This window comes from Caballeronia sp. LZ019, from assembly GCF_031450825.1.
Lineage (GTDB): Bacteria > Pseudomonadota > Gammaproteobacteria > Burkholderiales > Burkholderiaceae > Caballeronia.
Genome location: NZ_JARTVZ010000004.1, coordinates 40839 through 65028, shown reverse-complemented (window position 1 = coordinate 65028; position 24190 = coordinate 40839). Strand labels below are relative to the sequence as shown.

General features: G+C 58.6%; 15 protein-coding genes and 3 pseudogenes. 16 read left to right on the top strand and 2 right to left on the bottom strand.

All coding sequences use genetic code 11. The features are described 5' to 3' along the window. Positions 1-638 precede the first annotated feature (638 nt). The 7 genes and pseudogenes from P9255_RS27295 (at position 639) to P9255_RS12070 (ending at position 13422) form a co-directional block, all read left to right on the top strand. Positions 639-1352, top strand: a pseudogene (locus tag P9255_RS27295) (lipase family protein). An 819-nt stretch (positions 1353-2171) separates the two neighbouring features. Continuing rightward, complete coding sequence (locus tag P9255_RS12095) at positions 2172-3104, top strand: hypothetical protein (RefSeq protein ID WP_309789573.1); 933 nt, start codon at positions 2172-2174, stop codon at positions 3102-3104. Positions 3105-3116: 12 nt separating this feature from the next. Then, positions 3117-5840, top strand: coding sequence for a hypothetical protein (locus P9255_RS12090; protein ID WP_309789572.1), 2724 nt, complete (start codon positions 3117-3119; stop codon positions 5838-5840). A 42-nt stretch (positions 5841-5882) separates the two neighbouring features. Beyond that, positions 5883-9314: a patatin-like phospholipase family protein gene (locus P9255_RS12085; RefSeq protein ID WP_309789571.1), complete on the top strand. Its 3432-nt coding sequence runs from the start codon at positions 5883-5885 to the stop codon at positions 9312-9314. A 110-nt stretch (positions 9315-9424) separates the two neighbouring features. Next, positions 9425-9727, top strand: coding sequence for a hypothetical protein (locus tag P9255_RS12080; protein WP_309789570.1), 303 nt, complete (start codon positions 9425-9427; stop codon positions 9725-9727). Positions 9728-9732: 5 nt separating this feature from the next. After that, positions 9733-10536 (top strand): alpha/beta hydrolase, encoded by an 804-nt coding sequence (locus tag P9255_RS12075; RefSeq protein ID WP_309789569.1) that lies wholly within the window; start codon positions 9733-9735, stop codon positions 10534-10536. A gap of 1071 nt (positions 10537-11607) precedes the next feature. Next, positions 11608-13422: a hypothetical protein gene (locus tag P9255_RS12070; RefSeq protein WP_309789568.1), complete on the top strand. Its 1815-nt coding sequence runs from the start codon at positions 11608-11610 to the stop codon at positions 13420-13422. A gap of 27 nt (positions 13423-13449) precedes the next feature. Here P9255_RS12070 and P9255_RS12065 read toward each other — a convergent pair whose 3' ends face one another. Then, positions 13450-14889, bottom strand: coding sequence for a hypothetical protein (locus P9255_RS12065; protein ID WP_309789567.1), 1440 nt, complete (start codon positions 14887-14889; stop codon positions 13450-13452). Between the two features lie 173 nt (positions 14890-15062). Here P9255_RS12065 and P9255_RS12060 point away from each other — a divergent pair, with 173 nt between their 5' ends. Further along, positions 15063-17771 (top strand): hypothetical protein, encoded by a 2709-nt coding sequence (locus P9255_RS12060; RefSeq protein ID WP_309789566.1) that lies wholly within the window; start codon positions 15063-15065, stop codon positions 17769-17771. Positions 17772-18010: 239 nt separating this feature from the next. Here P9255_RS12060 and P9255_RS12055 read toward each other — a convergent pair. Continuing rightward, positions 18011-18218: pseudogene (locus P9255_RS12055) on the bottom strand (integrase); the annotation flags it as partial. Positions 18219-19162: 944 nt separating this feature from the next. Between P9255_RS12055 and P9255_RS12050 the strand changes: the two are divergent. The 8 genes and pseudogenes from P9255_RS12050 to P9255_RS12015 all read left to right on the top strand — a co-directional run bounded on the left by P9255_RS12050 (position 19163) and on the right by P9255_RS12015 (position 24110). Next, positions 19163-19555 (top strand): transposase, encoded by a 393-nt coding sequence (locus P9255_RS12050; RefSeq protein ID WP_309789565.1) that lies wholly within the window; start codon positions 19163-19165, stop codon positions 19553-19555. A gap of 146 nt (positions 19556-19701) precedes the next feature. Further along, positions 19702-20202: pseudogene (locus P9255_RS12045) on the top strand (alpha/beta hydrolase family esterase); the annotation flags it as partial. Between the two features lie 16 nt (positions 20203-20218). After that, positions 20219-20401 carry a PHB depolymerase family esterase gene (locus tag P9255_RS12040; RefSeq protein ID WP_309789786.1) on the top strand — a complete coding sequence of 61 codons (183 nt, stop codon included), beginning with the start codon at positions 20219-20221 and terminating at the stop codon, positions 20399-20401. A gap of 721 nt (positions 20402-21122) precedes the next feature. Then, positions 21123-21623 (top strand): hypothetical protein, encoded by a 501-nt coding sequence (locus P9255_RS12035; RefSeq protein WP_309789564.1) that lies wholly within the window; start codon positions 21123-21125, stop codon positions 21621-21623. After that, a complete protein-coding gene (locus P9255_RS12030) occupies positions 21616-21972 on the top strand; it encodes a hypothetical protein (RefSeq protein WP_309789563.1) in 357 nt (118 codons plus the stop codon). Before P9255_RS12035 ends, P9255_RS12030 begins: the two co-directional genes overlap by 8 nt. Beyond that, a complete protein-coding gene (locus P9255_RS12025) occupies positions 21969-23348 on the top strand; it encodes a site-specific integrase (RefSeq protein ID WP_309789562.1) in 1380 nt (459 codons plus the stop codon). The genes P9255_RS12030 and P9255_RS12025 overlap by 4 nt, the downstream gene beginning before the upstream one ends. A gap of 87 nt (positions 23349-23435) precedes the next feature. Then, the gene (locus P9255_RS12020) at positions 23436-23699 is read left to right on the top strand and encodes a tyrosine-type recombinase/integrase (RefSeq protein ID WP_309789560.1); all 264 of its coding nucleotides are present in this window, start codon (positions 23436-23438) and stop codon (positions 23697-23699) included. An 87-nt stretch (positions 23700-23786) separates the two neighbouring features. Further along, entirely contained in the window at positions 23787-24110 is a 324-nt protein-coding gene (locus P9255_RS12015; protein ID WP_309789559.1) for a hypothetical protein, read from the top strand. Positions 24111-24190 lie beyond the last annotated feature (80 nt).

The window sequence follows — 24190 nt, the reverse complement described above, 5'->3', positions numbered from 1 at the left end:
GTAAAGTTTTTTAGGCTCGGCATGAGGACATACGTTGAGTTGATTTTTCGTCACGATGTCGGGAATCGAACAGACGGACTAACGGAGCGCGTGGTCGGGTGCCGGGTGTGACTGACCGATTCACCGATTCATATGCCTTCAGGTACACCTCCTCATATTCGACGCTTCGCTCCCCCTTTGACGAACACGTTGTCGCGCCAGGCTCCCTTGCGTTCCGGAAAACGTCCGGCCAGCTCGTGCCGCTCACTTGCGGAAACATCGGGCACTCAAGCGACTGATGCACTCCGAGATTCCGAGTTGGCCAAAGCGGTCCGTTACCCGCTCAACCATTGGGATGCCTCTTGCTATTGGTGACGAGGGCCGCGCCTATTGTCAAAGCATGATAAGGTACAAGCCTAAAAGAACACCTATCTGAGAATGCTCTCATGGATTTCATCGATCACTTTCGCGAAGCACAGCACCTCGTCGATCAGATCGTCGATTGGGAAGTAAACAACTTCACGTGGGAAAAAGCCTAGATTTCCAGTGTGTTCTCGGCCTTGGCGTACGAAGAAGTACCGCTATTCGAACTGAAGAAATCGAAGCGGGCGAAAGTCATCCCGTCTGATCGATATCAGGGACATGTATCTGAATGGGAAATGGAGAAGAGGCAAAGTAGCGTTCGACAGTTAGACGGAGACGTTCCGATAGCGGTTGTAACTCGTAATCGCGTTCTTGTTACGATCTCGAAGCTTCGACGCGTCATCTTTATCTCTTTTCGTGGGACTACACTTTCCTTTTCCGACTTCAAAGCCGACCTTGACGCGCGAAAAGTCAGATATGCGCTTGGCCCTACGGCGACAAAAGTTCATTGCGGTTTCTTAGATGCAGTGTTGGACTGTGCTGACGAAGTAGTAGAGAAAGTCGTTGCATTTATTGAGCCAAATGTGCCCATTTATGTAACAGGGCATTCCCTCGGTGGCGCGATGGCGGCAATTTTCTATGCGCGCCTCGAGCAATACGATCTCTTCAGGCACCGTTACTGAATAATGCGGAGAGTCTCAATTCCATCCGCTACCTCCTGCTACACGTTTGGAATGCCTCGGTACGGCGATACGAACGCTAAGGTCGCGTTCCCTCAGCCATACCACATCTTCAATGAACTCGACGCAGTGCCGACGCTTCCACCAACCATTCTCGGTTACGTTGACTCGGCAGACGAGCGATGTCTGAACGCGATTCCTAACCTGATCCAGGTACCGAACAAAGGCAATCTTTCATTGCGCTCTAGAAAGGGGCTTCCCACGGTTTTAGGCATATCCGACCACCGAATGGAAAGGTACGTTGAACGAGTTGACCGAATGCGCCCTTGATCCGGCTGTGCTCACTTTGAGCTAGCGAGTTTTGCAGGTCCCGATGCTATCGATGGTCGCAGATTTTTCCGCATCGACCGTCTCCTAGGTCAGACACATGTCCACCTGTGGCCGTGGCCGTCTATGTCCAAGCTTACTAGCATTACGAATAAGTCAGTTGACTGGTCGGCTCATTTCTTGCCGCTCGCCAGCGCATGACGCTCCGAGCTGAAGTTCAACCAGTCGCCTCACGCACTCTCTGTTCGAATACGCCGCATAAAGATACCTAGCCGAATGGCTGTTGTACAACAGATAGCGAACGTTGAGTTAATGATAGTCCGGATGGCGGCTTCGGGGTCGGGAAACGACACCCGCGCTGTCGTCATCAGAAGCATGTGTTGGGCGGCGACTATGCGGCTCAGCCGGCAATCATGGCGACGCTTCGATACGCAGACCGACGATTCCCGTACGAAGTGGGTGCGCATGGAAACGACACCTATTGCTTCACAGCGTCTCTAGGCATCCAGCGGACGCGCTGGGGAAGGGCACAAAACCACATCTGTTGCTTGGCACGGCGCGACGCTCGGCGGGAAGTGAAGATATACGTTGGGCTCAATCGCCTTGAACGTCCGACCAGTACCCCATCTATCTTTGAGTATTGCCAGGTCTGCGTCGAACATGGATATTTTACCGACGGCTATGATGCGATTTCGTTTAAATGCTGGCGTCTCCTTGGATTTTTGTATTGCGTGTACTTCAATGAACCCAGATCTACTAAACGGTATCGGACACAAGCACAAATTCCTTCGTCTCGCGGCGTAATGAAATAAGAGGGAGACCATGTACCAATACGCTTTTGACGAGATGCTCGCCCTTGCCCGATCCCAGCCGGTCGACACCGCTCTCACGAACTCGACGCTGAGCTACGTTCGCTCACTCTTCGCCGAACGGCCTTACTATCACGTGCCCAAGTGGGAGATCGATCCGCACAAGCGCGTGGAGCTCTTTCCTCGCGACGCCTATCGAGCAATCGTCGTTCACGGGTATCCAACGGATGTAATGACACTTGTCGGACTGGCGGAGGTGCCGAGCTTTGCGGTGGCCGATCATGGTGCGACAGCCGTCGGCGCCAGGATCAGTCGTGCGGTGCTCATCGGCCTTCGTGGAACGCGCTTCCTCTTCGACTGGAACATCAATCTGCGCTCACACATCGTTCGAAGTACCGTGCAATACGGCATGACGGGGATGCGCGCAGCGTTCGCGGAGGAGGCGGTCAGCATGCAGTCAAGGACCAGGAATGTCATGTGGGGAGACGCATTTCAAGACTTGGGTCGGCTCGTCTTTACCGGGAATTCGCTGGGCAGCGCAATAGCCGTAATCATGCAGCGTGTATGGCTAGATTGTGAGCTTTGCCTTTTCCGGGCACCTCGCTACACCGAAGTGTCAACACTAGACGTCCGTGTCCGGCACCTCCCCGGCCAGATCCGCCGGCCTAGCGCAATCTTCGCTTCCGTCCCACCGCGCGCTTTCGGCTATGTTGATCACATCAATGGATTCGATACACGCGGCGACCCGTATATCGACGCACCCGCGTTTCACTCATATCTCGAGGGTCTCAAGCGCTGGGTTCAGTTTCTAGCAGGTTCCTTTGAGCCGCACAAGATCGAGCGATATCGCCTGGACGTCAACGAGGCATGCGCTGCAATGGCGGCCGGAGCACCGTTACTCTCATTGGAAAAAATGAGCAGAAGTGAATTACTTGAACCGGCTTGACGGGGTGCGTCGATGAACCAGCCTCATGCACCGCCTACGACTGTTCTGCTTATCCATGGCACGTTCGCGTTCAAGGAAGCGATAGAAGGAACGACCTGGTGGCAACGCAATAGCGATTTTCATACGGCTTTCGGCAAAATGCTCGGTTCGCTGCACGAAGTCCAGCCCGTCACGCGCGTCTTTACGTGGTCGGGCCTGAATAGCGAACGTGAACGCCGAAAGGCTGCGAGACGGCTTGCCGATATCATCATCGAATTTGAGCGGGATGGCGCTCGATACAGCCTAATCGGACATAGTCATGGCGGGTCCGTTCTCTTCGATGCGCTGGTGCTCGCCCACTTGGCGCGGCCCGGCTTGCCTGGACTAAAACGCTGGGTGACGGTCGGTACACCGTTCTTGCGCTATGGACCCGACGGCAGTCTCTTACGCTGGATGGCAGTTCTTTTCGTGGAGCTCGCGAGCGCCATTGCGCTTCTGCCTCTTTTCAACTCCGTCATCGTACCGTTGTGGCATGAGTTCACGCTGAACCCGCAGCTGCGGGAAACGATCAGTTTGCTGATCTCGCTTTTCGTCCTCGTAGGGTTGCTTGCCTTCGGCTGCCAGCGTCTGGTCGCTGTAGCCATATCACAGACTCGCGAAATAGCCCTCATCAGACAACGTAAAGATGTCTTTCGTGCGCTTCAACCGCGCTACACCTGTTTCTATTCGAGCGAGGACGAAGCCATCAACGGTCTTGCCAGTACGAGAGCATTCGAAGGACGCTTGATGATGCGTGCTCAGGGATGGTGGGCGGCGCCGTACAACTTTATCATCGCGCCGCTCGGCGACCAATTTATATGGTCGCAGCTCTCGAGACGGTCACAAGGAAACGATCTGGGCGGCCTTCGTCTCAGGGAAGTCCTGACCGCTCCCGACGAGGTCGCACCGGATGGAAGCCTTCCGCGATCTGTCTCCGACCAGATAACGAAGCGGGCCAACGAGCGGCTCGCCCGAGTTGCCGCCCGGCTGAGGCTTGCGTTGTACGGCATTGCCTTCCAGGGCTCGTCCGTGGACTCCCTCCGTAACACGGCGCAACACGCTAACGCGGTCGAAAGTCTAGTTCATACGAGTTATTTCTTAGACGCCGACGTGCGTGTTGCTTTGCGCGATGCGTTGACCGGTGCAACACTACCCGCCGTGCGCGGACCTGCGGCAACGGTCACGCTTCGGCGCAAGTTCTGGCCACTCTCTCTTGTCTCGACCGTGCTCCTGTGTGTTGCCGCAGGACTCGCCAGTGTCGAGCTGCGTGCGCTCCTCGGAGCAACTCAGCCTCGCAGCATCGTGTCGAACGCGCTCGTGCGCGCACCATTTATCGGCGCTACCTTTGAAGACCCCGAAATCCCGTATCAACTGATAACCGAACTCGCGTTACGCGGCGATATCGCGAGCGCCCGACTCCTGACTTCGCAGCTTCAGCTTGCCGACGATCGCAAGATCGCGGAAGCCTCGCTGATCTCGGGGCTCGCCATAGGCGGCCGGGTTATCGAGGCACAACGCGCCGTGACGACTGTGGCCGTCGAGCAGAACACCAAGCCCGCGCTCGCTCTCGGCGTGCTGGGACCGGAATCTCCCGGGCCGTCGCGCGGGGACATCGCAATGGCCCGTGCTCTCGGAACGGCCGGCATGACGGAGGCAGCACGTCAGTTACTGGATCGTTTCGGCGACGAAGCTGGCGAACAACACACTCTCGCAGCCGCAGTCATGTTCGGCCTCGTTGCGACGCACCGCATCGACGATGCGGTGGCATGGTTCAATGAGACCGCCGTCGCTGCGCGTGGCGACATGCCCTTGCCGCAATTGATGGCGGACACGTGCCGCACGAATGTTGTCGAGCCCGTGGCGGTGACTGCCGAGGCTCGAGGCGCGCTTCTCGTTCAGCGTGTGGCCTGTCAAGAGGACGTGAATCTACCGGCCGGTCTGCGGGCCATTCGCGATGCGACAGCGCGGGTCCAGGCCGCCTGCGGTGTCGCGCGGCTACTGGCGGCACGCGACCGCCAGAGCGAGGCGATATTGCTGCTGCGCGCGGAGCACGCTGCATTTCCTGGCTTTCCCCGTGTTCCAAGTGAAGGGCTTGCAATTCATCATGTGCGCTATGCCAGGGCTTTCATCGACATCGGCGCGCCCGACGAAGCACGTCCGATCATGCAATCGATCGAGACCATGCAACCCGAACGGTACACGGTCGGCAATATCGTCCAGACCGCCGACGACAACAGTGCGCGGGAGCGCGCCCTTGCATGGGCGTCGCTGGGCAACACGGAAGCAGCCATACGCTGGTGGAGCAAGCTGCCCGAAGCCATGGACAGCCTGAATGACAAGCTCCTGCTGCTGACGAATGTGCGCACCGGACTAGTCAATGCGGGCGTACCCGCCACGCCTCCACGAGCGCTGCTCTATCTAAACCATCCGGAAGACGCAGGCCGCTGGGAACGCATTACTGCCGTGTTTATTTCCTTGGGCGAGTTCGATGCCGAAAAGGCGTCGCTGAGCGCGTCGCAACGCTTTGCGAGACTTTGCGAGATCGATAAGCGCGCAGCCCTCATCGACGACCCGGCGCAGCAATCCAGAGCGCGCGCACTCGTGGCGGAACGTCTGATCGACGCTGGCATGTTAAGGGCCGGTCTGGCCATAGCGGCACAATGTCGCCCGGTCGATCACGTCGAGATCGTGCGTATGGCCGCATCCAGGTTCCTTTAGGCTGACTCATGCTTGCTCAAGGGAATAACGGAGTAAGAGTCCATGAACGACAGTTCCCCCCTGAGCCTCGAACAGGTTATCGAGGACGAGTTGAAAGCAATCGATGAAGCGCTCTCCTGCGACGGCGAGACGCCGGCCAAACGAAGCGGCTCGCGCATCGGATTGGCGCTATCAGGAGGCGGCATCCGCAGCGCCACTTTCAGCCTTGGCGTGTTGCAATCGCTGGCGCGTAATCGCCGCCTCGAATCGTTCGACTATCTCTCCACGGTGTCGGGCGGTGGATACATTGGCAGTTGGCTGAGCGCCTGGATACACCGGCAAGGACTCGAGGACGTGCAGAAGGAACTCGGGCGTTGCGAGAATACGAAACGATCGGCAAAGAGTGTTCCCGTCTCCGACGAGCCACCGGAAGTGACGTGGCTGCGCCGATATTCCAGTTATCTCGCCCCGCGTTCGGGTTTGTTCTCCCTCGACTCACTTACCCTGCTCACGACGTGGCTTCGTAATTTCCTTCTGAACCTAATCGTTCTGCTAGGATTCCTTTGCTGCATGTTTCTTGCTCCATACCTCTTGCTTTCGTTTCACAAAAGTGCGGTGAGCCACCGGCTGGAGTTCGGCTTCGCAGCGGTATGGTGGGGCTTCGTGTTCTTGCTCGGTATCGCCTACAACCTGTGGCAACAAACGCTGAGTGTGCAAAGGCGCCGGAACTGGCTGCTTACGACCGCCGGGGTTGGGTGGACCGTGGTCATGCCCGGCATGCTGGGCGCGATCATGGGGCCGGTATGGCTACTGAGCGGGAATGCGAAGACGCTGCGGGACTACGTCGACGGGGCAATCGTTATCTCAGTCGCGCTTCTTGTTTTGCTCGGCGCCTATGTCGTGTTTCAGTCCCAAACTGGCCGGACCGCGCAATCCAACACCAGCAAAGGCGAAGCGAAGCCGCAGCTATGGAGCAAACGCGGGCTGAGACGCGCCGCCAATGACATACCGATCTATATCCTCGCGACTATCGCGGCCCTGTTCGTTTTCCTCGCCACGCTCTATCTGGTCGATCCGACCTCGTCTCCTCCCACGCACGAGCAGGCGACGAAGCTCATCGCGATGGCCACTTGGGGCCCGCCCTGCATGCTCGTTGCGATCTGCGGAAGCAGTACGGTTTTCATCGGGATCGTGGGCAGACGCTTCTTCGAACAGAGTCGCGAGTGGTGGAGCCGCCTTAATGCGTGGCTACTCACGCTCGCCGCCATCTGGGTGCTGTGGTTCCTGCTCGCTACCTACGCCCTTCCGGCCTTTCTATGGCTGGAATCGAAAATCGGCGGGTGGATCTCATTGATCGGCACCGGCTGGATTGGCGCACTACTGGCGGCGCTTTATGTTCGCAAGCCTCAATCGGGTTCGCCTCGGCTCCAGCTGAACGTCGAGCGGGTGATGAATACCGCCGCCGTGGTCTTCATTGCCGGGCTGTTGTTTCTCGTCGCCGCCGGCACGCAATGGTGCTTGCTGCAGGCGTTGCAGGCCCATGGAGTTTCGCTGGGCGCACCGATGAGCGACACCTCCTTCATGGCGCGTATTGAAGCGCATGCGAGCGCCCTTGGGATGCTGAACGCAACGTCTATACCGCCCGTTGGCGCGAGCATACCTGTGATCTCGCTGATCGTGATAGCGCTGATCACGCTGCTTTTCGGATGGCGTGTGGATATAAACAAGTTTTCGCTGCACAACATGTACAAAAACCGGCTTGTGCGTTGCTATCTCGGAGCGAGCAATGGTCGATCGCGCAATGAGCAGCCATTCACCGGTCTCGACGACCGGGATGACATTGCATTGAAAGACCTCGCCTACGTCAACGATGGAAAGCGCGTCGTTCAGCGCCCGCTTCATCTTTTCAACACGACCTTGAATATTACGCAGGGTAAAAACCTAGCCTGGCAGGAGCGCAAGGCGGCATCGTTCACTTTTTCACCACTGCACTGTGGTTATTCGTTGGCGCGCACTCAAGGTGACTCGACATCGATCGACGCCTTCGACGTTTGGGATACACCGAGCTATCGTCGCACCGATGTGTACGCTACGGCCGACCGCGAAGAACGCGGTTTCAAGCTCGGGATGGCCCTAGCAACGTCTGGCGCGGCGGTCAGCCCCAATATGGGTTATGCAAGCAAGCCGGCGCGTGCTTTCGTCCTTACAATGTTCAATGTCAGGCTGGGCCGCTGGAGCTCCAATCCCGCGGAGGCCGATTTCATGCGGCCGAGTCCTCGCGTTGGTCTGATCGCCTTGTTGACCGAGTTGCTTGGGATCAGCAGGGAAACGAGTCGCTACGTTTATCTTTCCGACGGCGGCCATTTCGACAACCTGGGCGTGTATGAACTCGTCCGCCGTCGCTGTAAGGTGATTCTCGCGATCGATGCCGGTGCGGATCCGACACGCGCCTTCCGCGATCTGGGCGACACGATACGTAAATGCCGCATCGATCTCGGCGTGGAGATCACGTTTCCCGGCGATACCTCGTTGAATCAAAGCACGTCGCCCCTCAATCAGTCCGGGTTTTGCATCGGCAGAATTTGTTACGTACCCGAAGATCCCGGCGAAGACGGGGCGCTCATCGTCATCAAGCCCACGCTGAGCACAGCGCGCGACGAGCCCGTCAACTTACTTCATTACGCGGCCGAGAACGCGTCGTTTCCCCAGCAAAGCACGGCAGATCAGTTCTTCGACGAAAGTCAGTTTGAGAGCTACCGGCGACTGGGCCTGTTCATTACGGACAAGTGCCTGAAGGACAAAGACTATCTGAGACACTTCCAGCGCGTGGAGAAGTGCCCGCCAAAAATCCAGCTATCAAAGAGGCAGGACGAAGCACCGACGTTCGCGAGTTGCATGATCCATGCTCTCTTGCCCGCGACTTGGCGAATCGAAAAACCGGCTCCGCGCGAAGGGAGCCTGATCGACTTCGCTGCGGTCTTTTTTCTCTTGTCGATTGTGTGCCTGCTCGTATCTTGGATGATCGACATAGCCTTTTTCAGAATGGCGCCGTGGTTCATGTGCCAGGTTTTCGATAGCTGCAAAACGTCCCCTCTCGTCCTCATCAATCAGAGTTCCGCCTCGAAGTTACTTTTCGGCCTGACGCTTGCCAAGCTATTCTACGATAACCTCGTGATTCTGTTATGCGCAGGCGCGGTCGCGACCGCGTACACCCAGGCGTCTCCATCGCTTGCGGTTAAGGGGCCGGCGAGATGGCTTCAAAAGACCTTTTCTTACCTCGTACCTCTCGTTGCCGTGATTGGTTGCGCGGGAAACGCCGCCATGCTCGCCGCCTTGATCGCGGTTACCGAACGGAATGCAGCCATAGAGCGCGTGATTACGCTCAAAATGTTCGAGCCGATCTTTCTCATCCTTTTCCTCATCGGCTTCGTATGGCTTTCGGCTGTGCTTTTACCGAGCTTCATTGTTCGTTGGCACAGGCCAGAGACCATTTGACCGTGTCTCGATTTCACCTGCAGCAGGATTTCGTTAGCTTCCTGTATGTACAGAGGGTTGCATGTCGGCAAGGACATCATACAAAGATTCTTCGACACTTAGGTAAACCGATGATGATTTTTGGTGGGGTGGGCTTCGATGCGCTATCACTGGAGGCCGTTCAGAGAGCATGCGCGGCCTTGTTTGTTTTCGCGCTCTTTGTCGAAATCTCTGGCTGCGTTCAGACCGAGCCATACCGCTTGACTGCGGCGGCAGAATCTCAGGGCATATGCGACCCCGACGAGTACGGCACCGTCCAATCTGCATGCGAGAAATACGTGCGGGAACGCGCAACCCACTACGATCTGCTTTTCGCGGAGTTCGACGATCAGGGCTGGGCGAATAACTGCAGAAAACGGACGATCCCATCCTGAACACCATGCAAGCAAGTTCGAGAGATTCGGCGAAAGAGTTCGGAAATTTGAAATCCTTTCTGAATGATCAGAGCAAGAAGAATCAACGGTTATTGATCATCACTTTCGTCCACGGATGGAAACACAATGCATCGACCGACGATGCCCATGTCAGACTATTTCGGCAGGTATTGGAGAATACGGCGGCCCTCGAAGAAGAGGCGGGCACCCACAGGCGTGTGGTCGGTGTATATCTCGGGTGGCGCGGCGACTCTCTCAATGTTCCGGATGGACTTAAATCCGTTCTGACGTTTTATGATCGGAAGGGCACTGCCGACAAAGTCAGCAAGGGTGCCATCCACGAGGTGGTCGCGTATCTGAACGCCTACGAGAAAAGAGAAAACAATGTACCCGGACGCAAATGCGATCGCGTGGAGGCCTCGATGGGGTGTCAGGTCGTTTCTGTCCTAATAGGACATAGTTTTGGAGGATTGATTCTGTATGAGGCTATCGCGCCAGCGGTCCTGAGTTCGATCATAGATGGCGAGGTGGATGGCGGCGAGAAAGGGCCCTCACATGTCGAAAGGTTCGACGACATGGTACTGCTGATCAACCAAGCCATCGAGGCTGTCCGCTTCCAGCCACTTTTTCGTTCGGTGGCAACCTACAAGCCCAAGCAATATAGAGCCGCTCTCATGGTCATGGTCACGACCGGTGCCGATGTTGCGACAGGAACTTTTTTCCGCTCGGCCGGTTCTTCAGTACTTTCCTGGAAAAAAAGGATGGCAAGGAGCAGCATGACGCTACGCTCGAGACCATCGGACACATGAAGCCGTACCTTACGCATTATCTGCATCACTTCGATGCAACGCCTCCGGGGAACGTCAATAACGCTGCGGGGGCTTGGCCAAGACTCTTCGGCGAGCAAAGCGTGCTCTATGTTTGCAGCAGCAAATATGCGTCTTATCCCGTTCGGAACATCGAGACGGACAGGTCAATTATGACAGGGCACTCCGACCTCAATAATCCCAATTTGCTTGACTTCGTCGTGGCCTTGATCAAAATGACGCGATCGTCAATCCTGAGCGGATGAACACGCCGGATGTACAACGCCTCGGAGCGAGGTCATCGTAGGAAGCCGACAGCGTGCCGATCGACTGATCGACTGTTCATGCTCGGACAACTACGGAGGCCTTTCTTCGACCGGGTCCGAAAAATCGAACTGACCATCTGGAGAAAGCAGTGTGACCTGTTAACCGTTGACCGTTCTTGCAGACGGCAGAGTTTACGGCGATCCCGGCGCAAGTTGCCCACGCAGAGGGGGCCCTCGATCAGGAAAAGGGCAAACCAGCTACTCCCGGCGTTCATATGAGCCAACTTGGGCTCAGTCAAACGATTTGCGACGGTACATATAGTCACGTTGTCTATGGTAAGGGAAAGGGCCTCGCGGCCATCGTCATCCAGAACTTCCAGGCATAGACATATATGCTTGACTCCGCGAAGCCGTGCTGGAATTAGCGTTGATTTCGCGTCCATGTCTGTACTTGCCACGAACGAGGCGTGGAAGCGCCTCGCGGCGTCGTCAAGAAGCGAAGGTACGAGGAGGCAACCGAAGGAACAATTCGCCGAATGGCTGGAGCAGATACCAGCGAGGTCGCGCAAGCGCGTGCGGTGCTGCTGTGCTTCCTGGTCGTAACCATGGCCGGGTCGCACTCGCTCACTCAGGAGTGGCGAGTCGAGCATGTGGTCGAAAGCTGCCGTATCTCAATTCGGCGCAACCACCTTTGGTGGACCGGCTCGAGCGCGTGCGAATCGGGTAACTGGCGCTCAGGATTGCGAAGCGAGATCTTAGGTGCGCCGGGATCGCGGTGCGCCAGTCAACCGTGCAGGCGCTCTACGCAATGAACCAGGCCGCTAATCTGCAAGACCTCGTCGTGATCATCCACGGTATGGGCGGTCGGGCCGAGAGAATGGAACCCGTCGCCAACGTGGTCAGCAAGGCGTGGAAGCAGCGGGGCAAGAGCGAACCACGTATCTTCGTCCCCCAGTTGGACTTCTCGATGGTTTCGTTCGACGATCCGTGTCAGATCGCGCATCGACTGAGCGAGGTCATCGAAAGGAAATACGCCAGCATTCCGGCCCCCGGGAACGTTGTCATTATCGGATACAGCTTCGGGTCGCTGATTGCGCGCAAGGCCTATGTCTATGCATGCGGCGACTGCGCTGCAGAGGATCTCGAAGCGTCCAAATATGATGCACCCAAAGCATGGGCGAAACATGTCGAGCGCATCCTATTACTAGCGGGCATGAATCGCGGCTGGCATCTGTCTGCGCAAGTGATGCCTCACAGGCTGATTCAATGGGGAATGGGCGTTGTGATCGGCAACCTCATCATGGGGCTGACACTCGGAAGAAAGACGCCCCTCGTGTTCCGAGTACACCGTGGCGCGCCGTTCTTGACGATGCTGCGCCTGCAATGGATGTCGATGCACCGTAATAGAGCCGGTGGATCATCGCCGATGGTCATACAATTACTCGGCTCGATCGACGATATCGTTTCACCCGAGGACAATATCGATCTCGTCGCGGGGCACGACTTCTATTATCTCGACGTACCGCATTCCGGACATCGAAGCGTGATCGAAATGGATCAGAGCGACGCGGGTCGCGCGCGCGCCGCTGTACTTACGGACGCACTGACGATGGATGCGGACCGTCTCGGCCGATGCTCCATTCTTCCTGGCGACGACGGCTCGCCGGTTGTCAACGAAACGGTCACTGACGTCGTGTTCGTGATTCATGGCATTAGAGACGAAGGTTACTGGACGCAGAAAATCGCGCGCCGCGTCATCACGCTCGCGCGCCTCCGCGAGCAGCAGCGGGACGAACGAGCGCACCCCGGCGCTGGCCGGTCGCGCGCAGGCGCGCCCTGTTTCGTCAAGACAGAAACGTCGAGTTACGGTTACTTCGCCATGCTGCCCTTTCTTTTGCCCAATGTGCGCCGCAAACGGGTCGAATGGTTGATGGATCGTTACGCTGAGAACAAGGCGACTTACCCGAACGCCCGGTTTTCTTACGTCGGTCACAGTCACGGCACGTACATGCTCGCTCGCGCGCTCGAAACGTATCCCTGCGTAAGGTTCAAGCACGTCGCCTTCGCCGGCAGCGTCGTTCGCACGCAGTATGACTGGGACGGGTTGATTCGTGCCGGACGCGTGCGCGCTGTACTGAACTTTGTCGCGAGTGCGGACTGGGTTGTGGCGACCTTTCCACGTACGTTTCAAATGCTCGGCTGGCAAGATCTCGGGAGCGCCGGTCATGACGGCTTCGCACAGGCGAAGCAGGACAATGCGCAGGAATATTTGGCAAAGCCGGACAGCACCATACAGGACCACCCGGGTCCGAGGCTGCGGGAAGATCACTACGTCAAGGGCACCCACGGCGCCGCGCTGAAGGAAGAACACTGGGACGTGATAGCCCAGTTCATTCTCGATGGGCAAGCGCCCAAGTCATGCGACCTGCTCGACGAACGCAGTTCGTTCGTCGTCGGATTGGGACGCAGCGCGCCGTTGATCTCGTTCATGGTCGTCGCCGTTCTGCTGGCCATCGGAGCCGTTCTGCTTGATCTGGCCGGACGCGGATGGGAGCATTCCAGATGGGCCCTGGCGTTCGCGGCGTATGTCGTGGTCATCTGGAAAATCGCGACATGGGTATGATCGCGCTCGCACGCTGCGCCTCGGCGCTTACCTTGCGCAATGAGATGCATTAATCATATGGAGCGCCAATGTCCACGCGCCCAGCACGCAAACCGTGCCGAAGGCCAGAACAAGGACCAAATAGATCAGAATCTGCAGACGGACGGCTCGCAAGGTATACAGCGCGCCTTCGTGCGATATCAGGACCGCCGGAATACGAAGCGCGTTGACCAGCAGCAGTTCCTCCCACTCCGGCGAGAATTCGTTGATGCTTCTGATTGACGGCGGACGCAACAGCCTGCCTCCGCGCCTCAGTATGCGAATATTGAGCATCGCGCCATCAATACTACAGGCGGCAAACAATGCACCGAGCGCGATCACACTCGAAGTGATGAATCCGGATACGCACGCGAAGTCCTTGATCAGGTCCCACACGATCGCGACAGGGCCGAGGAAAAAAAGCAGGCAGAGCGCAAAAGTCACATACATGCCGACCTGCTTCGTGCGAAAGTGCAGGCCGGCAAGCCAGAGGTCACCTTGCGACACGGCGTTTCGCTCGTCAAGCAAAAGGCGGACCGGCACCGGAATCTCCGGCCACTCAATCTCACGATTGCGGTAGTCCTTGAATAACCGAACCGATTCGGTCGCCGCACTCTCGTCCGTTTCTACGTTGCAAAACCCGCTACGCGCCGCATTGGGAAAGAGCGCGATAAGGCTATCCGCTTCCGCTGTCGTCAATAGCGTCCGCACATCGGACGAGGCGGACGTCTGCTCATACTCGATACGCACCAGCCGCGCGACTTCGTTGATGGATAGATGGGACGACCGATTCGCCACACCTCGCGTCAACGCATCGGACAAGGCCTGCGCAAAATAGGTCGGAGGTGCGGCTCCGGACGCGCACGGCGCACCCGTGGACAGGCTGACGAAGACGGTGGTCGGACGCGTCATCGGTTCCTGTAGAAACTGGTCGACAAGCGATGTCGGGACCGTCGGCATTCGTTCGGCTTCGGCGTGTTGCATCAGAAGGACTGCGTCGATGATTATATGAATGCGCTCGCTCGGGCCGCACGCTTGCGTTGCCTTTCGCAGCGCGCCGATCGACAGACTGGAGCCTGACGGGTGAATGGCGCTCGTGGAATGCACTCCTAGAAACACTGCGCCGGCACTTTGCTGATCGAAACCGGCAAAGCCGCTGTAATAGAAGAGAAGTTGTAATGGGCTGCCCTCCGACGCTTCTTGTCGATGCTTTTCGGCGAACTCGTGAATCAACTCGATCATCAACGTACTGCTGAACGGACTGTTGAATAACCAGAGCAGCCGGTCTTCTCCCACGTCGAGGCCGTCCTTCGAAAGGGCATAGTTGCGAAAGTACTCCGCCGATTGCCCGGACGTGCGTGCATCGCTTCCTGTAGGGCCGTACCCGGCACAACAGTCGGAGCCCAGAACCACCACCAGAAGCCGATCGTTCGATAGATGACTGGTCATAGGGTCATTCCAGCGCGAGTCGATAATGCAATTTGCTTAGTTTGTTTCTATGATGTAAACCTCTGAAAGGCAATATGAAACATCAAACGATTCGATGTTCCGGATCGGGCATTCAACGCCGAGGCTCGTCCGCGAGGCCCAGGATGCATACGAAAGCGATCGTCGTGCATGGAGTGAACTACTTCGACAAGGATCGCGTGACCGACGAGATCGTCCGGGCGCATGGATCTTCGGACACCGAAGTTTGCATTTTCGACTGGGATCATCTGGTTGCCGCGCCCTTCAGTCTTCACGACTTCTATGAACCGCGCCTTCAGCCAGTCGCGCAGATATGCCATGCGCACTTTCTCGCACCGCATCTGGGCTTTTTCAAGGCAGATGGCGCGTATGCCGGACTCTCCGGCTGGTCACTTCGTCTCAACAACGTGCTCGCCGTTGCCTTGCATGTAGGCGCGCTCGTACCCGTCCTGTTGTTCCCTTTTCTGTTGTTCACCATCACTTTCGCTTTTCTTCTTAATATCGACAGAGCGCTATTATTCCCGTCTGCGGAAGCCACTGGCTCAATCTATGTGCACATGATGGCCTTGCTCGCCGCTGCCTGCGTGTTGTCTGGCCTAACTGGCACGAGCCGGGCCTGGCTCTGCCCGGTACTCCGGCGAATCGTCCTGATCGTCGCATGGCCCGTTGCGCTTGTTTTGCTGGGTACGTACATCACGGCTCTAGTCATCGGAAGTTTCATGTTGAACGATCTGGTCAGCAACCTGACCGGATCGCTCCCTCTTGCAATGCGCGGAGGACTGATGCTCGTGACGTACACATTGTGTCTGTCGATGCTTTACCGCTTCAACAAAGTCATAGCGATCTGCCTGAAGATGACAGCGGACTTTATTCGTTATATCGCATTGCGGACCTACCGGCAGCGGCTTGTAACTGCGCTGCATCGCTTCGTCGAAGGGATCGTGGCAAGACATCCGGATGCCGAAATAATCTTGCTCACTCATAGTCTCGGCACGGTCATTGCAGCGGATTTATTGATTGCTCATCCCGATCTTCTTCGCCACGCCCCCTCGATCACCTGGGTCACGATGGGCTCGCCCATCAATCGGTTCTTCGCACGATTTTTTCCAGAGATGTTTCCGCCTGCAGGCGACATTGAGCGGCACCTTGCCGTCACGCTACCTAACCTGCGCTGGATCAATATCTATCGCGTGTGGGATTTCGTCGGCACGACCCTTGGGCTTGACACCGAAACTCATGCCTCTCTGGATGCACCGTCCAACACATACCGAAGCAACCCCATCTTCGCCCACGGCGGCTACTGGGGGGATGCCCAAGTGGGCAAAATGATCATGGAGCACATTGCGGGCGCTGGCGGGGCAGCACATGTCGCGCCGGAATGTACGGCGCATTGTATGGCGCCATGGTCGGCGGCGCATGTGTGGGCGCCGACCGGCTCGCTCCGAGCGAAAATCTGGAGCCGGCGCGGGACGCTCGCCACGTTGCTGGCCGCGCTGTGCGCCCTCTGCTTCTCCGTAACGTTTGCCTCGCGAGGCCGGGTTTCATCTAATCTGGTGACGTACGCCCTTCCGTTTATCGTTTGCCTTTACCTCATACGTCCGTACTTTCGTGTCGTACTCGGTTGCGACGGCCCGGGAGACTTCCTTCCGCTCGGACGCTTTCACTCCAAGCTCGCCAAGCCGCACATCGAGGAGATCAAAAGCAGCAGACGGCGCTACCGGTTTCTGGTGGTCGCCGGACTGGCCGTTGTCGGCATCGGATGCCTTTGGCATGTACCTTATCAGTGGGATGAAGTCGCCAAGATCACGCCTTCCATCACCTCAAAATACTGGAAAGCGGCGAACCTGCGTTTTAGTCCGAATGGCCGTTTCCTGATGGTCAACAGCGGACATGCAGCCATCGAGATATTCGATGTCGAATCGGGCCGGCGAATCTGTGTCCTCGAAGTCGGACCGTTTCTGGATGCCGGCTTTGCGGATAGCAAGGACACAACGGTGCTGCTCGTCCGTGCAATCGGCGAAGAAGATGCATTGAAGGGCGTCGCGCTTCAAACGTACCGTGTCGAAAACACGTGCAGCGTTCAACCGAGCCCACGTCGTTTTCTCCTCGGTGTCGACTCCGGCCTTGTGAGCGACATGTTGGCGTCCATATCTGCGAACGGCCGTTTCATTGCTTTGGGGGCCCGCGTGTACCGAGCGCCAAGCGATCTTACGTCAACCAGTCTCGCCGCCGATCTTTGGATCACGAGTTTTGACATGCAAGGAAGGGCAGTCGGCGCGTTCACCGTTGCCAACTACAGTTACTTCTCCGATGCGCCGTTCCATCTGCTCGACTCGGGACTCGAAGTGGTCCTCTGCAAATTCTTCGACAAACGCGGTCCCAGGTCTGTGAAGCTGAAACAGGCCGGGGATAGCAGTGTCACCGTGCAGTGTCCTGAAGGGGTACAAGATAGCTGGTCCGGCTACGAATCCGCGTTGAGCGGCGAAGGCCGTACCTTTGCGGAGAGGATCGGACGTCAGGCTCCGGATAACTCACTCTTCAATGGTCAAACCCCGGTCAGACTCGGCCGTGCGCAAAACGCCGGTTCGTGGCACGTCCTTGAGTTTGGCGCAGTACGCTCGATGTCGCTTAACAACGCGGGTACGTTGCTGGCCGTTACGGGCAGTGGAGCTATCTGGGTCGTCGATCTCACGACAGGCGAGCCGCGTGAACAGAAACTCGGGCCTTTCAGGCGCATCGGTCGCGACGCGCGTACGCCGAAACCGACGTTTTCCAATGACGATACGCTGCTTGCAGCACAAATCGACGACCAGCACATCGGCGTTTACCGTTGGCGGGAAAAAAGCTACTGGCCAAGATGGTGAGGCACGGACGGCTGGGCACAGATAGCCTTCTCCCGCACTGCACGCGTGTGAAGCACGTCGAACTCGTGCGCGACCGCTTCGGACCTCGTCAAGGGTCATTCGACGCCTGCCAACCCGCGAAGAGGCACCGTCACATTCCTGTGACCGATGGCAGGCATCGAGTACCCTTAATGGGAGCGGTACCCCAAACGCGACAGCGGCCGCAGCGACAAACAGCCTGTCCTACGGCCGCGACTTTTTTAGATTTCCATTTGCTCGGGAATCTCGAGCGCGTCGTCGAACTCTATGCCGAGGTATCGAACGGTGCTTTCAAGTTTGCGATGTCCACGCAGAAGTGCAGAAGTTGTACCGCTCTGAGGTTCTCGTCCGCCTATAAATCAAAGTCGCCTTCGTCCGGCGCATCGAGTATGCGCCGTAAGCGGTCGGATCGAGGCCGATCGCGGCAACGATTGATGTGTTTTCGGCGCGATTGTTCGGTCATCGTCGCTGTTCTGAGGTTCCTGATCGGACTTGGCTTAAGGCAGAGACGCTGCTGACATGGCGGCGTAGTCGCCGGAAAAAACCAATATGCAAAAGCCGATCATCAAACTTTTGGCGCTGTGCGAAAGCCTTACCATTGACGATCGCCGGAAGCCGTACGCGCGGGAGCGCAAGGCAGCTCATCCGCGGACGCATCTTTATCACGGATTGCATCAGCGCAGACGTCGGGCGGCGGAACGTGGTGCCGACGCGGTTTGAAGGTACCGAGCGATTGCGCCGTCGCACCGGGCGCGTCAAGATATGCCTTCTAATTCCTCAGAGGAAATAAAATGGAACGTTAGAAGCGTCGGTTCAGTACAACGACTGGACCGGCAGCGCAGCCGCAGATCAGTCCGACGCAAAGACGCTGGCCGACTTGCTGACAGAGCGCCTTGGGGACGGGCCTGCCACTGGCGTAGGGGGTATTGCTCCGCCCTTAACTGTTGTTGAAGACAGCCAGCCTATGAGGAGCATGCGATGAGTAAATCACAAGACGCAAAAAGACACACAAGAAGGCGGCGACGAAAACGCCGAAGGAAAAGAAAGCCGCAAAAAAGGAGTAAAAGGAAGCGTCAAAGCGGCAGTGAAGAGCCCAGGCCTTTGTGAGCAGCAGATTCACCTGGAGCGGCATGACTCGCCCGATCATACTCGACCGCAGCTAAACTTTTCCTCGCGCATAACGGGTTCTGATCGTATGCCATGCCAGGCGCTTTCATGTCGGGAGAGTTTCTCTCGTGCCGCGACGATGCGGCCGGTAGTGTGCTGAACGATGTGCAAAAACGCTGAGGCGTCAGGAGCGCAGAGGCGGGGTGGCCGTGGTGTAAGTTGATGAATGTCCAGTTCGTCAACCTGCCCTCGGGAGGGCTTGCACCATGGCCACGACCAAGCGTAGTACGAACCGGCGGTCAGCGGAAGCGCTGGTTGCCGGCGACCGGGATCTGGCTGCGTGGATCAGCAAGTGGCAGGGAAAATATCCGAAGCTGGTGGACTGGGTCGAAGGCAACATCGCTGAGACGTTGACGTTTTACCGATTGCCGCGCGCGCATCACAAGCACCTGAAGTCCACCAACATGCTGGAGCGACTGAATGAGGAAATCCGGCGGCGCACGCGTATCGTGCGCATCTTTCCCAACGAAGCGTCGTGCCTTCGGCTGATCAGGGCCCTGTGTAGCGAAACGCATGAAACGTGGCTGGAAGACAGCCGTTATCTGAACATGGCCTTGCTGGCCGAGCAGAAGAAGGAGTTCTTGCGCGCGGCTGCATAGCGGGCGCGCGGGTTCGGCGCTGCGGGCTACGCCCTCCGCGCCGCACTCAGCGCAGATGGATCAACTGAAACCACCGTCATCCGGTTTCTGCACAACTTGACGCACACAACTATGCGGCCCTTGACCGCGCAGCGCAAGATTCACCCATGACGCAGGCGAGCGGCGACGTGAACCGGTCACCGGATCCAGCGGGCAGGGGTGACTATTTGACTTCGGCGGTGCGCGCCCGAACGCCCGCGACTTCTGCCGCCACATTGCCCGATGAACCGCAGCAGCCGGCGATCAAGGAATCGCAGTGGTTGAGCCACACAGTTGAGCATTGCGGGCACGCGCATTACGCGAAGGCCTACGTTCCAAGCAGTTACGACGGGCGGCCGTTACCGATGATGGCCATGCTCCACGGCGCGCAGCAACACCCTGATGACTTCGCGGCTGGGATACAGATGAACGTGGCCGCAGAAGACGCTGGGTTCATTGTTGTGTATCCGGAGCAATCGGAAAGCGCCAATCTGTTGCGTTGCTGGAACTGGTTTATGCGGTCGTATCAGGCCCGCGACACCGGGGAGGCCGCGGCACTCGCCGCCCTCACGAATGAGCTTATTATCCGCTTCAACGTAGATCGTGCGCGGGTGCATGTAGCGGGCCTGCCCGCAGGAGGCCGCCATGGCGATCAACCTCGCCGTCACGCATCCAGACCTATACGCGGCAGCCGCTATCCATTCAGGCATAGCATTCGGGGTAGCCAGCGAGCATCTCTCAGCGTTGCGCTCGATGAACGATGGCCGAAGCGCGATCTGTTTGCCAAAACGAGAAGAGCACGTGGTTCGGACGCGCACCGTGCGTTGATCGTTTTCCACGGTGACGCTGACGACACCGTGCAACCCGTTAACGGCGAGCAGATCATAGAGATGAGCCAGTTGTTGAACCGTCAGGCGACCGACACGCGCGTGTGTGCAACGACACGAGTCGATTGTGAGTCGGGACGCCACGCCTACACCCGCGACGTTTGGCGTGACGAAGACGGATCGTTGCTTGCTGAGCGATGGGTCGGTCGTCCACGGTCTTGGTCACGCGTGGTCGGGTGGTCATCCTGACGGCAGTTTTACGGACTGTCGCGGGCCTGACGCAACCACAGAGATAGTTCGATTCGTCAGCCAGTTTTCGTTCGAGAATCAGCGAGATGGCCCTGTTGATGTGAGCCAACACGAGCGTTCTCGCGTGTAGAAGGTAGCGGAGATTGCAGCACTCTCGCCGCTCGTTTTTAGATAGCTGCAATGGCATCGCAACAGGATAACGTCGCGACCGTTTCCCCTTCTCAAGTAGTTAGCACGCCTGATAATGTCTATTATCGGGATAGCGTTTCAGGGGTAGAATTCGAGAATTCACCTTTACACCTCACAGGAGCGGGCCGTGGCGCAAGGTTTTTCGCCGGATGACTCCAATTCCGACTCTGAGCCGGCCGATTCGCGGGCAAGATCGGACGACACCTCGAACGACGCATTGAATTCAGCTCAGCGGTGGCCCGGTGAGGCGCCGACTGCGGCCGTCGCGCAGGTGGTGCTGGCAGTTGAACGAAGCCATCGTGCTCAAGCGGCGGGCGGCCGCCGCGTGGCTCACCGCGCACGGCGATGCGGTGCCGTCATTACCGGTCAAGCCCTCGCGGCTCGAATTGGCGGTCGTGATCGCGCTCGCTGAAACCTATGGCGCCGCGCTCAGTACACTGCCGCGCTTCCTGCCGGTGATTGACTTCATCGCGGACTATGGTGCCGTGAAGCTGGTGCAGCGCGTGATGTACGGCGCGCGCCCAACCACGGACTTTGATGTCACCGCGTACGCCGCGGAGAATGCGCGCCTCGCGGAACTGCTGCGCGAGGCCCGACCGGCGTTCGAGTTCCTGTGCGCGACCTGGCCCGAGGCGTTCATGGCGCAGGCCAGCGACGCGCTCGACCAACTTGGCCTGCCGCGGCTGCGCGCCCCGGCGCCGTCGTCGATGGATGTCCGTAGATACGGTGATGTGCCGGGCGATCGGTCGGACAATGGGCAAGGCGAGGAGGGCGACGATGCCTGAGCGCACTTCGTCTTCCCCGGAAAAGCTCACCGCCAAGACAACGCGGCCCCCGGAGAAGCTCAGCGAATCACTTGCCCTCGAGCGCCGCTACACGACCAAGGATTTCACCGCCCTGCGCGCGTACGTGCAGCGTATTCCGCCCGCGGTGATCGCGCGCACTTACTATGACCCGGACGACGATCCGCACGCGGCCACGCCCGGCGCGATGGAGGGATATCTCACCGCGATGCTCGACGCGCTGGTGGCGCTCGCGCTCGCGCACGGCTCGAGCGCGCTCGCCGATCACCTGCGCGCGTCAATGAGGCAGCATGGGCGGCCGTTGCTCACCGCCGTGACGTTCCGCTTGTGACCGAGGCGGCGCAACTGGCTGCGCTGCCGCCGCGGGCCGATCATCCGATCGGCGCCTGGCTGCGCCCACGCGTCGCGCGGCGACTGAAAGGCGAGGGCATTCAGACGCTCGGCGAACTCGTCGCGTTCTGCAACCGGCGCGGCGGCAGCTGGTGGCGCTCGATTCCGCGGATCGGCCCGGGCCGGGCACGTGCGATCGTGAGCTGGCTACGTAAGCAGCAGGTGTCCCTGCAACTAACGATCGACGCCGACGTCGACTCCGAAGAGCGGGACGGCGTGCCGTTGATCGCGGCCGATCTGGTCGAGATTGTGTCGGCCGCCAAGGTGACGGAAAGCGGCTTGAGCAGCAGCGGCCAAAACGGCGCCGCGGCCAAACTGACGCTGGCGCCGCTCGAGCGCCTTGCCGTTCCGCATGCGCTCTCCGGCGCCCACGGGGAAAACCGCTCGGCTGCGTTCTGTTATATCCAGGCCAACCACGATCTCGATGCAGTGCGGGCGTATCTGAACCGCTTTCGCGATCAGCCGAAAACCCTGCGCGCGTACACCAAGGAGCTCGAGCGGTTTCTGTTGTGGGCAGTGGTGCTGCGCGGGAAGGCGTTGAGCGATCTACGGGTCGATGACTGCGAGGCCTACAAGGACTTTCTGAAAGCCCCGGACCCGCGCTTCGTCGGGGAGCGCTTCGTCGGGGAGCGCTTCCCGCGGCATTCGCTGCGCTGGCGTCCGTTCGCCTTGCCCACGTCTTTTGTCGCGGGCGACGGGAAAGCTTCGCTTTCTGGGACGCTTTCACCCGACTCGCAGCGATATGCCGTGCGGGTACTGCGGACGGCTTTCGCCTGGTGGGTCGATGTGCGCTATCTCGCCGGCAATCCATGGAAGGCCGTCAACGATCCGGTGGTGATCAAGCGCGAGCGGCCAATAAAGATCGAGCGCGCGTTGCCGGCCGATTTGTGGCGCAAGCTGCGCGACGAGCTCGATGTGCGCTCAGCAGAAGAGAGCGGGGGGACGGCCGGTGCGCAGTGGCGCATGGACACGAACACGCGTCAAGCCGGCGTGCAGTGGCGCGCCGTGCGCGCGGCAATTTTGTTGATGGGCGATTCGGGTCTGCGGCGTGAAGAAGCCGCAAGCGCCCGGCGTGAGGCTCTGCGCCCTTCATCCTTTGGCACGCCCGAGCGACCAGTCTGGGAGCTGACCCTCGTCGGCAAGGGCCAGCGCGAACGCACGGTGCCGGTGAGCGCCGCGACGCTGGCCGCGCTGCGCGCGCATTGGCGCGACCGGGGGCAGGATTTTAACGGGGCGAGCGAAAAAGACGAACAGAGCGGGCCGCTGCTTGGCCCCGTCATCATTCCATGGACCGACGCGTCACGCCGGCGACACTGAGCGGGGCAGGGCGCGGAGGGTGGGGAGGGGCAGCCGGCGAATGAGGCGGGCTATACCGCGGATGGACTGAACCGGCTGATTAGTCGAATGGTCACCGAACTGGTTGAGACGATGGACGACTTGAGCCTCGATGAGCGGCGGCAGCTCGGACAGGCCAACGCGCACGCCCTACGACATACTTTCGCGTCCCATTCGGTTGCCGATGATGTCCCGGTCGACGTCGTGCAGAAGGTGCTCGGCCACGCGTCGTTGCAGACGACGACCATCTATGTCCAGGCTGAAAAGCAGCGCGTGGTCGAAGAAGTGGCGCGCTACTATGCCGACGCCGCTGCGCATAAGACGGGGCGATGAGAAGCGCGTTTCGCTGCAGGCGTATCTGACAAAATTAAACACATCCCGGCGCGTCTTGCGTCCGAACACAGGAACACAGGAAGACAGATGACGGATAAAGAAATCAACCTGCGCGCCGGCCTGGCTGCGTTCTCCGATGCGGACCGCGTGGTGGCCGTGAACCCCGAGCAGTTCGACCCGCTGAACTCCCGCGACGATCTGATCAAGTTGCTGGTCGAGACGGGCATCTCGTTTTCCCGTCCGCGCGAGGGCATTATCGCTGCCGAGATTAGCGAGAGCAGCTTTGAGGTGGCGATTCAAGGCGATGCCGTTGCCGCCGCGGCACGAGCCGCATGCGAACTCGCGGCGAGCTGGATTGACGACGAAGATGTGAAGGCTTGGAACATTGCGACAGGACGGTTTGCACGCTGACAAAAAAGTCGCGCCGATACGGTATGGCTCTCGAAAAATGGATCTGAAGTGTGACCGCTCAATTTGCCACGATGGCCATA

Excerpts from the sequence above, each read along its gene's own strand:
- P9255_RS12080 (WP_309789570.1), top strand. The coding sequence starts at position 9,425 with ATGATGATTTTTGGTGGGGTGGGCTTCGATGCGCTATCACTGGAGGCC.
- P9255_RS12070 (WP_309789568.1), top strand. The coding sequence starts at position 11,608 with ATGAACCAGGCCGCTAATCTGCAAGACCTCGTCGTGATCATCCACGGT.
- P9255_RS12050 (WP_309789565.1), top strand. The coding sequence starts at position 19,163 with ATGGCCACGACCAAGCGTAGTACGAACCGGCGGTCAGCGGAAGCGCTG.
- P9255_RS12065 (WP_309789567.1), bottom strand. The coding sequence starts at position 14,889 with ATGACCAGTCATCTATCGAACGATCGGCTTCTGGTGGTGGTTCTGGGC.
- P9255_RS12030 (WP_309789563.1), top strand. The coding sequence starts at position 21,616 with ATGCCTGAGCGCACTTCGTCTTCCCCGGAAAAGCTCACCGCCAAGACA.
- P9255_RS12095 (WP_309789573.1), top strand. The coding sequence starts at position 2,172 with ATGTACCAATACGCTTTTGACGAGATGCTCGCCCTTGCCCGATCCCAG.
- P9255_RS12040 (WP_309789786.1), top strand. The coding sequence starts at position 20,219 with ATGGCGATCAACCTCGCCGTCACGCATCCAGACCTATACGCGGCAGCC.
- P9255_RS12015 (WP_309789559.1), top strand. The coding sequence starts at position 23,787 with ATGACGGATAAAGAAATCAACCTGCGCGCCGGCCTGGCTGCGTTCTCC.
- P9255_RS12075 (WP_309789569.1), top strand. The coding sequence starts at position 9,733 with ATGCAAGCAAGTTCGAGAGATTCGGCGAAAGAGTTCGGAAATTTGAAA.
- P9255_RS12085 (WP_309789571.1), top strand. The coding sequence starts at position 5,883 with ATGAACGACAGTTCCCCCCTGAGCCTCGAACAGGTTATCGAGGACGAG.
- P9255_RS12090 (WP_309789572.1), top strand. The coding sequence starts at position 3,117 with ATGAACCAGCCTCATGCACCGCCTACGACTGTTCTGCTTATCCATGGC.
- P9255_RS12020 (WP_309789560.1), top strand. The coding sequence starts at position 23,436 with ATGGTCACCGAACTGGTTGAGACGATGGACGACTTGAGCCTCGATGAG.